Origin of the sequence: Nonomuraea sp. SBT364, from assembly GCF_001083785.1 — a bacterium.
GTDB lineage: Bacteria > Actinomycetota > Actinomycetes > Streptosporangiales > Streptosporangiaceae > Nonomuraea.
Window position 1 is genome coordinate 35,914 of record NZ_LAVL01000064.1, and the last position, 9,522, is coordinate 45,435.

Consider the following 9,522-nt stretch of genomic DNA (forward strand, 5'->3'; position numbering starts at 1 on the left):
AAAACACCATCAAGTCCAGACACATCCACTTTCCTGCGGGCATGCCTACCCCCACGTCGTCACACTCGGGGGGATGGCATGCCGGACTGCACCGTTGTCGTGATCACCTACAACGACGCGGCCCGTCTGCCCAGGGCGGTGCGTTCCGTGCTGCGGCAGTCGTTGCGCGACCTGGAAGTGATCATCGCCGACGACGCCAGCACCGACGGCACGCCCCGGGTGGCCGCCGAGCTGATGGAGGCCGACCCCCGCGTCCGCTACCTGCGCCGCGAGGTCAACAGCGGCGGCTGCGGCGCCCCCAGGAACGACGGCCTGGACGCCGCCGCCGCGCCGTACGTGATGTTCCTCGACAGCGACGACGAGCTGCCCCCGCACGCGTGCAAGAGCCTGCTGGCCGAGATCGAACGGACCGGGGCCGACTTCGTCTCCGGCCAGATCTCCCGGCTGTACGAGTCGAGCGGCCGGCTCAAGCCGTACTATCCGACGCTGTTCGCCAGGCGGCGGGTCGTCGAGGGCATCCGCGAGGAACCCGAGCTGTTCCTGGACTCCTTCAGCACGAACAAGCTCTACGACGTGCGCTTCCTGCGGGACGGCCTGCTGCGCTTCCCGGAGGACATCCACTACGAGGACCACGTGTTCGCCACCGAGCTGTACGCGCTCGCGCGCCGCTTCGCCGTCGTCCCGTGGGTGGTCTACCACTGGCACCGGGCGCGCGGCGGCACCTCGATCTCGCTCAGCATCAAGGACATGGACAACGTGCGCCACCGGGTCGTCGCGGCCCGGCTGAGCGACGACATCCTGCGCGACCACGGCATGGACGACCTGGTGCCGGCTCGCCAGTACCGCTTCCTGCGGCAGGACCTGCGCGTCTACCTGAACCCGCTGCCCACGATGGACCGGGTGTGGGTGAAGGAGTTCGCCGCGATCGTCCGGCCGTACCTGGAGGAGATCGCGCCCGAGGTGTTCGACCGGGTCGGGCCGATGGACCGGGTCTGCTGCCGGCTCATCCTCGACGACCGGATCGACGACCTGCGCATCGCCGCCCAGTCGCTGACCGGCCCCGGGGCCGCCCCGCGTGCCGCCGTGCAGGCCGGCGGCCGGACGTACTGGGGCACGACGGTCGCGCCCGGCATGGACATCACGGACCTGCGCCTGGCCGAGCTGCCGTACTCGGCCACCCGGCTGCGGCACGAGGTGACCGAGATCGGCCAGGACGGCGACCGGGTGCGGATGACCGTGCACACCTACGACCCGTTCGGCGTGCTGCCGATGGAGTGGAAGGCGTTCCTGCGGATCGGCGGCGAGAAGGTGCCCATCAGGCCGCAGCCGTCGGGCGAGTGCGCGTACGTGACCGAGGTCGCCTTCACCCCGCGCGGCCGCTGCGAACCGCGCATCGGCTTCACCCGGCTCTCCGACGGCCACACCACCACCGACCGGCTGCTGGTCGACCCCTCGACGAAGCCGATCGAGCTGCCGGGCGGCACGGTCGCTCCCGAGGGGTACGCGGCGTACCTCTGTGTCCGGGCCGTCTCCGCCCGCAGGTCGCTGCTGCGGCGGGTGAAGCGCAGGCTGCTGAAGCGGCTGAGCACGCCGGCGCTGAAGCTGCGCGTCTACAAGGCGCTGATCAAGGTGCTGCCGCCGCGCAGGAACCTGGCGCTGTTCGAGGCCGACGTCGGCAAGGGCTACACGGGCAGCCCGCGCGCCATCTACGAGGAGCTGCGCCGCAGCGGCCTGCCGATCGAGGCGGTGTGGTCGGTGGCCAGGGGACGCGGCAACTTCCCGCGCGGCGTCCGGCTGGTCCGGCGCGGGAGCTGGGCCTACGTGTGGACGATGGCCAGGGCCGGCTACTGGGTCGACAGCCACGGCTTCCCGCTGGACTACCCCAAGCCGCGCGGCACCCGCTACCTGCAGACGTGGCACGGCCAGGGCATCAAGTCGATCGGCTTCGACGCGCCGGACCTGCGCGGCGACTTCGACGGGCCGCGTGCCCAGTGGCGCCGGGCGGTCGCCCGCTGGGACGCGCTGGTGTCGCCGAGCGCCGAGTTCTCGCGCTGCTTCCTGCCGTCCAACGGCTACACGGGTCACGTCTACCGCTGCGGCACGCCGCGCTGCGACGCGCTGGTGCGCGGGACGGCCGCGGACGGGGTGCGCGAGCGGCTGGAGATCCCGCCGGGCAAGAAGGTGCTGCTGTACGCGCCCACCTACCGCGACCGGGCCAAGGGCAGCGGCCGCTCGATCCGCGTCGACCTGGAGCACCTGGCCGCGGAGCTGGCGGACGAGTGGGTGCTGATCCTGCGCACCCATCCGGTGGAACGTTACAGACCGCCGGAGCGGCTGCGGCACTTCGTCCGCCCGGCCGGGTCGTACCCGGAGATCAACGACCTGATGGCGGCCTCGGACGCACTGCTCACGGACTACTCGTCGGTGATGTGCGACTACGCGCTGACCGGCAAGCCGATGCTGTTCTTCATCGACGACTGGGACGACTACCGGCTGTCGGAGCGCGGCGTCTACCACGACCTGCCGTCGATCGCCCCCGGGCCGTGCGTGACGACGACCGAGCAGCTCGTCGAGGCGCTGCGCGACCTGCCCGCCGTGCACGCCGCCCACGCCGGGCGCTACGCCGCGTTCCGGGAGCTGTGGTGCGCCGACGAGCGCGGCGACGCGGCCGCCCGCATCGTGGCGGACTTCTTCACGGCGGGTGCCCGGTGAACGTGGTGTTCGCCTGCCTGGACGCCGACACGCTCGGCGGCATCCAGCAGGTGACGCACACGCTGGCGCAGGGCCTGGCCGGGCGCGGGCACGAGGTGCACGTGGTCGGGCTGCACCGGGCCGCCGCGCCGTTCCGGTACGTCGAGCGCCCCCGCTACCGGCAGCACGTGATCGGCCGGGGCCCGGTGGGTCCGCAGGGCCGGCTGGCCCGGGTGCGCGCCGACCGGCGGCTGCGCGAGCTGCTCGGCCCGATGCGCCCCGGCTTCGCCGTGCTGACCTCGCCCGGCGTGGTGACCCGGCTGTCACGGGTGCTGCCCGGCTCGTTGCGCACCATCGGCCAGTATCACGGCTCGTACGAGCACGCCCGGGGCTGCTGGCACCTGGGATCGATCAGGAGGCACTATCCGCGGCTGGACCAGGCGGTGTTCCTCAGCGACGACGACGCGTGGCTGTTCTCCGAGAACGCGCTGCTGCCCAACACGTGGACGCTGCCGAACCCGCTGGCGGCCTGGCCCGGAAGGGTGTCGCCGCTGGAGTCGCCCCGGGTGCTGGGGGTGGGGCGGCTGGAGGGGGTCAAGCGGTTCGACCGGCTGATCACCGCGTTCGCCAGGTCGGGCGCACCGCCGGCGTGGGAGCTGCACCTGATCGGCGACGGGGCGGAGCTGGAGCGGCTGCGGGCGCACGCGGCCCGCGAGGGAGTGGCCGACCGGGTGGTGTTCCGGGGGCGGGTGCCCGCCGCGCGGATGCCGGCCGAGTATCGGGACGCCTCGCTGGTGGCCGTCACCAGCGAGCACGAGGGGCTGCCGATCGTGCTGCTGGAGTCGGCGGCGCATGGGGTTCCGGCGGTGGCGTTCGACGTGTCGGGCGGGGTCCGCTCGGTCGCCCCGGCGCTGGTCCCGCCGGCTGACGTGGACGCCTTCGCGGCCGAGCTGGGCCGGCTCATCGGCTCGGCGCCGGAACGGCGGCGGCTGGGCGCCGCCGCCCGGCAACGGGCCGAGGGCTTCCGCCTCGACCCGGTGCTCGACCGCTGGGAAGCGCTCTTCGCCCACGTACAGCGGTGAGCGGTCAGCCGGTGCGCTCGGCCAGTTCCGGTGACTCGCTGCGCTGCTGCGGAACGCCGGCCAGGGCGAGCTGGCCGGTGGTCAGCAGGGCCGCCACCGGGCTGGGCTCGCGCAGCCGGTTGAAGCGGTCGCGCATGGATTTGCGCATCCGGCTGTTGCGGCGGCGCTGCATCGTCTTGTTGCAGGCCGACACGTGCTCCTTGGCCGCCGGGGCGGCGCCGGTCAGCTCGTAGCCGTTGGCCTCCAGCCGGTCGCCGAGCACCTGCTCGCAGAGCGCGATCTCCCAGCCGTCCAGGCGCTTGGCCCAGCTCCCGACCCTGCTCCTGGTGACCTCGCCGTGCGTGTTGCTGTGCCACACCTTGTGCTGGGGCACGGCCACGCTGGCCGCCTCGCGCGGCGACACCATGGACGGCGAGAAGTCCTCCTCCAGGAACGCGCAGAGCTTCTTCAGCTCGGTCACCGGGTCGTCGGTGAGGTCCTCGTACCGCAGCTCGAAGTAGCTGTCGTCCGGCAGCGTCCGGCGCAGCTTGTCGCCGTGGTCGATGGCCTCGGCCCAGGTGGAGACCGCGTGGAAGGAGTCCAGCGTGTACCAGGGCATCTCCTTCAGCGAGGCCACGCAGTCGCGGCCGTCCCTGATCAGGTGGATGAACTGGGCGTCCGGGAAGAGCCGCAGGAGCAGGTCGGTGTGCTTGACGTAGCTGGGCCGCTTGTCGCCCCAGCGCGCCTTGCCGAACCGCTCGGCGTACATGCGGAAGGCGGTGCCGATCACCGAGCCGAGCGACCCGGGGCCGTCCACGACCTGCCGGACGAAGGCGTCCCGGTCGAGCTTGAGCTCGCGGAACTTGGTGCTGCGGTCGCCGGCGATCCACTCGGCCAGCGCACGCCGCCGCTCGGCGTCCCGCAGGTCGCCGAACGCGCGCCGCTTGTAGTAGACGGGCATGACGAAGCGCGTCTCCGGCGGCACCGCGAGGCGCGGGTGCGAGTGGAGCATGAGCTGGAGCATCGTGGTGCCGGAACGCGGGCAGCCGATCACGAATACTGGCCGGTCTGACATTTCGTACTAACCCCCGAAATTTAGACGAGAACGTGCTCTCGGCTCTCCTGGGGCACGGGGTGCCTGCGCGCGAAGAGCCACATCCGGTAGACAAGGAAGATCTCGTTGGCGAGAAGCAGGACGCTGGCGGCCACCGCGACCGGGATCAGCGCCTCGGCCCCGATGAGGGGCGCGATCACGAACACCGCGGCGTGAAACTCGATGCCGCTGATGAGGTGCGACCGCACCCGGCGCCGGGCCAGGAACCTGTTGAGCCGCCGCAGCGAGTACGGCATCCTGCCGCCCGTCCGCCCACCCCTGGGCGCCGGCACCAGCCCCGGCCGCACCTCGACCGCGGCCACGGCCCCGGTGCCGGCCTCGATCCCGGCCTCCGTCTCGGCCCGCCCCTCCCTGATGACCTCGCGGACCCGCTTCATCTGCGGCGCGTTGACGTACCGGAAGAGGTCGAGCACGGCCACCACCGCGCCGAGCACCACCCAGCTCACATCCCCCGTGAGCGCGAACTGCCCGTAGGCCAGTCCGGCGGCGCAGCAGACCACCCTGACACGGTCGCCGACGTAGTCGAGCCAGAGCCCGAAGGGCGTCCCCGTGCCCTTGAGCCTGGCGATCTTCCCGTCGACACAATCGATCATGAAACTCAGATAGAACAGGACCGCCCCGGCGACCAGCCGGTCCGTCGCCAGGCACGCGGCCGACATCATGCCGAGGACCAGCGACATCACGGTCAGTTCGTTGGGTGTGATCCGGGTGCGGTTGGCGACCACGAGCGCGACCCGGCAGGCGACCGGGTCCACGAAGTACACGGTCCACCAGGAGTCTCTCCGCTTGCGTGTCTCGTGGACGTCATCGAGCGAATAGGTCCTCATGGACTACAGCATGACGACGAGCCGTGTTTGACCGGCTACTCTCTGGAACTACTGGGGGATGTCCATGCCTCTTCTTGACCCTTCCGCCACCGAAAGCCGCCAGGTGGGGCCGCTCTCGCCGTCGCGGAACCACCCTTTGAGCACCAGCCCGCGTGTCTCGGTGCGCGCCTGGAGCCGCCAGGTGGGGCCGCCGCCCTCCAGCGAGCGCGGGTCGATCGTGGCCACCAGCCCCTGCGGGCCGACGCGCTTGGCGGTCAGCGGCACCTTGCGCCGGCCATCGCTCAGCACCAGGCTCACCCGGCCCGGCTTGCACTCCACCCGGTGGATCGCCACCTGCCCGCGCAGCAGATACTCCCTGCCGGTCCAGCCGCACTCCTCGACCTTGGCCACCAGCCTGAGCTCCTCCCGCGCGTCGTACACCTCGTCGGGAATGGCCAGCTTGCGGTCGCGGAAGTACGGGTAGTCGCCGTACCAGCCGGTGTTGCGCCAGCCGCGCGGCACCACCCGGGTGCCCTCGGCCGCCGCCCGCCTGAACTCGCGCACCTGCCGCAACTCCTTGACCAGCCCGCGCTCGACCAGGTGGAGTTCGAGCCGCCGCAGCGACGGCGCGGCGGCGATCACCTCGGGGCCCAGCTCCGCCAGCCACTGCCCGGCCACCTCCAGCGCCGGCCCGCAGTCGCCGTCGGCGGCCTCCTCCAGCGCCTGGAAGAGGAAGACGATGTCCTTCTCCAGCACCAGGTCGTCGAAGGTGGCCTTCAGCTCCGGCGCGGTCTCGTCCAGGAAGGCCCGCACCGAGCGGATGGCGCCCAGGCGCTCGGTCAGGTTGGGCAGCTCGGTGCGCCGCTGGGTGATCGAGCCCTCACCGGCGTCGCGCCTGCGCCAGTGGTAGACGACGTCGTCGAGCACGTCCACGCCGGCCGCCAGGACGTGCGCGCGGATGGCGACGGGCACGTCCTCGTAGATCCCGGCGGGGAACTCCAGCCCGCGCTCGCGCCAGAACGCCGTCCGGTAGACCTTGTTCCAGACCGTGCGGTCCCGGGCCAGCGAGCGCCGGTCCATGACGTGCGTGCACAGCACCCGCCGCCGGAAGACCTTCTCGTGCATCGTCGACGGCGCCAGTTCGCCGTCCTCCAGCCGCAGCACCGCGCCGCACGCCAGGTCGGAGCCGGTCTCCCGGAGCGAGGAGACCAGCAGTTCGTACGCGCGCGGCGGGACGACGTCGTCACCGTCGGCGAAGGCCAGGTAGGGGGCGCGGGCGTGCCGCACGCCGAGGTTGCGGGCCGGTCCCGGCCCCTGGTGCGGCTGGCGCAGCACGACGAAACGGGAGTCACGCCCGGCGAACTCCTCGGCCACCCGGCGGCTGCCGTCGAGCGAGCCGTCGTCGACGCAGACGACCTCGAAGTCCTTCAGCGTCTGGGCGGCCAGCGACTCCAGGCACTCCGCCAGGTACGGCTCCACGTCGTGGATCGGGACGACGATGCTGAGCAGGGGGATCATTGCCGATCACTCCTTTCGGTGGCTGAGGGCAGCATGCCCCGGCTGTCGCTCCCCTGGTCGCCTCTTTACGCTACGTTGTGCAAGTGATCCGGCACGTTGTGTAGGGGGAAGGATGCTGAGGAGCGTCCACGAGCACGAACTGCCCGTGCTGCGCCGCTGGCGCAACCATCCGAAGGTCCGGGCGTCCAGCTTCACCACGCACGAGATCAGCCCGGCCGAGCACGCCCGCTGGTGGGCCCGGGTCAGGGACGACCCGGCCAGGCGGGTGTTCGTCTACGAGCACGAGGGCGAGGCCGCCGGGGTGGTGTCCTACTCGGGGCTCGACGCCGGCACGCGGACCGCGAGCTGGGCCTTCTATCTCGACCTCGACGGGCTGGAGCGGTCGGGCGCGCTGCTGGCCGCCTGGATCGGGCTGGAGCGGGCCGCCATCGCGCACGCCTTCGGCCCGCTCGGCCTGACCCGGCTGCGCGGCGAGGTGCTGGCCTCCAACGAGCCCGTCAGGCGGCTGCACCGGCGGTTCGGCTTCGCCGAGGTGGCCGTCCACGGCCTGGAGGTCGAAGGGCTGCGCCGCGACGTCATCGCCATCGAGCTGACCAGGGAGGACCACGCATGATCAGGATCGCCGAGCGGGCCGTCGGAGCGGGCGAGCCGCCGTTCGTCATCGCCGAGATGTCCGGCAACCACGACGGCAGCCTGGAGCGCGCGCTGTCGATCGTCGACGCGGTGGCCCGCAGCGGCGCGCACGCGCTCAAGCTGCAGACCTACCGGCCCGACACGATCACCGTCGACGCCGACGGCCCGGCGTTCCGCATCGGCTCCGGGCACGAGCTGTGGGGCGGCGAGCGGCTATACCGGCTCTACGAACGCGCCCACACGCCCTGGGAGTGGCACGAGCCGATCTTCGCCAGGGCGCGTGAGCGGGGCCTGATCCCGTTCTCCTCGCCGTTCGACCGCACGGCGATCGAGCTGCTGGAGAAGCTCGACGCGCCCGCATACAAGATCGCCTCGTCGGAGATCGTGGACCTGCCGCTGATCAGGCTGGCCGCCTCGACCGGCAAGCCGCTGATCATCTCCACCGGGATGGCGTCCATCGGCGAGATCCACGCCGCCGTCGCGGCCGCCCGGGAGGCGGGGTGCGACCAGCTGGCGGTGCTGTCGTGCACGGCCTCCTACCCGGCCTCCCCCGCCGACAGCAACCTGCGGGCGCTGCCGCTGCTCGCCGCGATCGCCGGGGCGGTCGTCGGCGTCTCCGACCACACGCCGGGGCTGGGCGCGGCGCTGGCTGCGGTCGCGCTCGGGGCGTGCCTGATCGAGAAGCACGTCGCGCTGAGCCGGGTGGGCGGGGGCGTCGACGCCGCGTTCTCGCTGGAGCCGCACGAGCTGGCGGCGCTGGTGGTGGAGAGCGAGCGGGCCTGGCAATCGCTCGGCTCCGCCACCATCGGGCCGCGCCCCTCCGAACGCGAGGGCCTGCGTTTCCGCAGGTCCCTGTACGTGGTGCGCGACGTGCGGGCGGGCGAGCCGGTGACCGAGCAGAACGTGCGCTCCATCCGGCCCGCCGGCGGCCTGCCCCCGGCGGCCGCGCCCCACGTGATGGGCCGCCGCTTCACCCGCGACACGCCGCTCGGCACGCCGCTCACCTGGGATCTGGTCTGAGCCCCAGCAGCGCGTCGGCGACCCTCTCGCGGCCCCGGCCGTCGACCAGGTCGCGGCCCCGGGCCCCGTACTCCTCGCGCAGCACGGGGTCGGTGAGCAGGCGGGCCAGCGTGTCCACGGCGGCCGCGCCGGGCTCCGGCCCCAGCCCGGCGGCCAGGCCGCCCGCCACCAGCTCCTCGTAGCCGACGAGCTGGTTGGCCGCCACCCAGGTCAGCGCCGTGGGCACGCCCAGGTGGAGCAGCTCCCAGGCGGCCGACCCGGCGGCGGTGACCACGAGATCGGCCTGCGCCATGAGCTCCGGCAGCCGGTCGGTCGGCGGGACGACGCTGACGGGCCCCTCGGCCTCGAACGGTCGCGGGCTGACCACCGTCGCCTCGAACGGCGCCCCGGTGGCCAGGAGCGCCCGCGCCCACTTCGGCGCCACCCCGGCGCTGTCGGTCCCGCCGAAGAAGCACAGCACCCGGGGCGGCCCGCCGTCGCCGGGCCGCCTGCGGCAGCGGCGGACGCTGTCGCGCAGCAGCACGTAAGCGGCCCCGGCCAGCCGCTCCCCGTCGAACGGGTGACGCTCGGCGCCCAGGTTCTGGTCGAGGTAGAGGTCGGCCTCCTGGCCGCGCGGGTCGCCGTCGACGATCGCCAGCACCGCCACGCCCGCCCCCAGCCGCGCCGCCCCCGTGCCCTC

General features: G+C 72.7%; 8 protein-coding genes. 4 read left to right on the top strand and 4 right to left on the bottom strand.

Annotation, left to right across the window (positions count from 1 at the left end; translation table 11 throughout):
- Nucleotides 1–78: 78 nt before the first annotated feature.
- Together ADY59_RS25810 and ADY59_RS25815 are read left to right on the top strand one after the other, a co-directional pair.
- Nucleotides 79–2,712 carry a bifunctional glycosyltransferase/CDP-glycerol:glycerophosphate glycerophosphotransferase gene (locus ADY59_RS25810; RefSeq protein ID WP_049566716.1) on the top strand — a complete coding sequence of 878 codons (2,634 nt, stop codon included), beginning with the start codon at nucleotides 79–81 and terminating at the stop codon, nucleotides 2,710–2,712.
- Entirely contained in the window at nucleotides 2,709–3,773 is a 1,065-nt protein-coding gene (locus ADY59_RS25815; protein WP_049566719.1) for a glycosyltransferase, read from the top strand. The genes ADY59_RS25810 and ADY59_RS25815 overlap by 4 nt, the downstream gene beginning before the upstream one ends.
- A gap of 4 nt (nucleotides 3,774–3,777) precedes the next feature.
- Here the strand turns inward: ADY59_RS25815 and ADY59_RS25820 are convergent, their stop codons facing one another.
- Genes ADY59_RS25820 through ADY59_RS25830 form a run of 3 tightly spaced genes read right to left on the bottom strand, consistent with a single transcriptional unit; the run spans nucleotide 3,778 to nucleotide 7,190 of the window.
- Nucleotides 3,778–4,827, bottom strand: coding sequence for a sulfotransferase family protein (locus ADY59_RS25820; protein WP_049566720.1), 1,050 nt, complete (start codon nucleotides 4,825–4,827; stop codon nucleotides 3,778–3,780).
- A 20-nt stretch (nucleotides 4,828–4,847) separates the two neighbouring features.
- The gene (locus tag ADY59_RS25825) at nucleotides 4,848–5,693 is read right to left on the bottom strand and encodes a CDP-alcohol phosphatidyltransferase family protein (RefSeq protein ID WP_231618884.1); all 846 of its coding nucleotides are present in this window, start codon (nucleotides 5,691–5,693) and stop codon (nucleotides 4,848–4,850) included.
- Between the two features lie 48 nt (nucleotides 5,694–5,741).
- Entirely contained in the window at nucleotides 5,742–7,190 is a 1,449-nt protein-coding gene (locus tag ADY59_RS25830; RefSeq protein WP_049566724.1) for a glycosyltransferase family 2 protein, read from the bottom strand.
- Between the two features lie 112 nt (nucleotides 7,191–7,302).
- On the opposite strand from ADY59_RS25830, the gene pseH reads away from it, so the two are divergent.
- Both pseH and pseI read left to right on the top strand, forming a co-directional pair.
- On the top strand, nucleotides 7,303–7,803 hold the full coding sequence (pseH, locus tag ADY59_RS25835; RefSeq protein ID WP_049566726.1) for a UDP-4-amino-4,6-dideoxy-N-acetyl-beta-L-altrosamine N-acetyltransferase: 501 nt from the start codon (nucleotides 7,303–7,305) through the stop codon (nucleotides 7,801–7,803).
- The gene (gene pseI, locus ADY59_RS25840) at nucleotides 7,800–8,843 is read left to right on the top strand and encodes a pseudaminic acid synthase (protein WP_049566728.1); all 1,044 of its coding nucleotides are present in this window, start codon (nucleotides 7,800–7,802) and stop codon (nucleotides 8,841–8,843) included. Before pseH ends, pseI begins: the two co-directional genes overlap by 4 nt.
- Here pseI and ADY59_RS51630 read toward each other — a convergent pair.
- On the bottom strand, nucleotides 8,824–9,522 hold a 699-nt coding region (locus tag ADY59_RS51630), incomplete at its 5' end, for a hypothetical protein (protein WP_049566743.1). The two genes, pseI and ADY59_RS51630, sit on opposite strands and share 20 nt — an antisense overlap.

Excerpts from the sequence above, each read along its gene's own strand:
- ADY59_RS25830 (WP_049566724.1), bottom strand. The coding sequence starts at position 7,190 with ATGATCCCCCTGCTCAGCATCGTCGTCCCGATCCACGACGTGGAGCCG.
- ADY59_RS25820 (WP_049566720.1), bottom strand. The coding sequence starts at position 4,827 with ATGTCAGACCGGCCAGTATTCGTGATCGGCTGCCCGCGTTCCGGCACC.
- pseI (WP_049566728.1), top strand. The coding sequence starts at position 7,800 with ATGATCAGGATCGCCGAGCGGGCCGTCGGAGCGGGCGAGCCGCCGTTC.
- ADY59_RS25810 (WP_049566716.1), top strand. The coding sequence starts at position 79 with ATGCCGGACTGCACCGTTGTCGTGATCACCTACAACGACGCGGCCCGT.
- pseH (WP_049566726.1), top strand. The coding sequence starts at position 7,303 with ATGCTGAGGAGCGTCCACGAGCACGAACTGCCCGTGCTGCGCCGCTGG.
- ADY59_RS25825 (WP_231618884.1), bottom strand. The coding sequence starts at position 5,693 with ATGAGGACCTATTCGCTCGATGACGTCCACGAGACACGCAAGCGGAGA.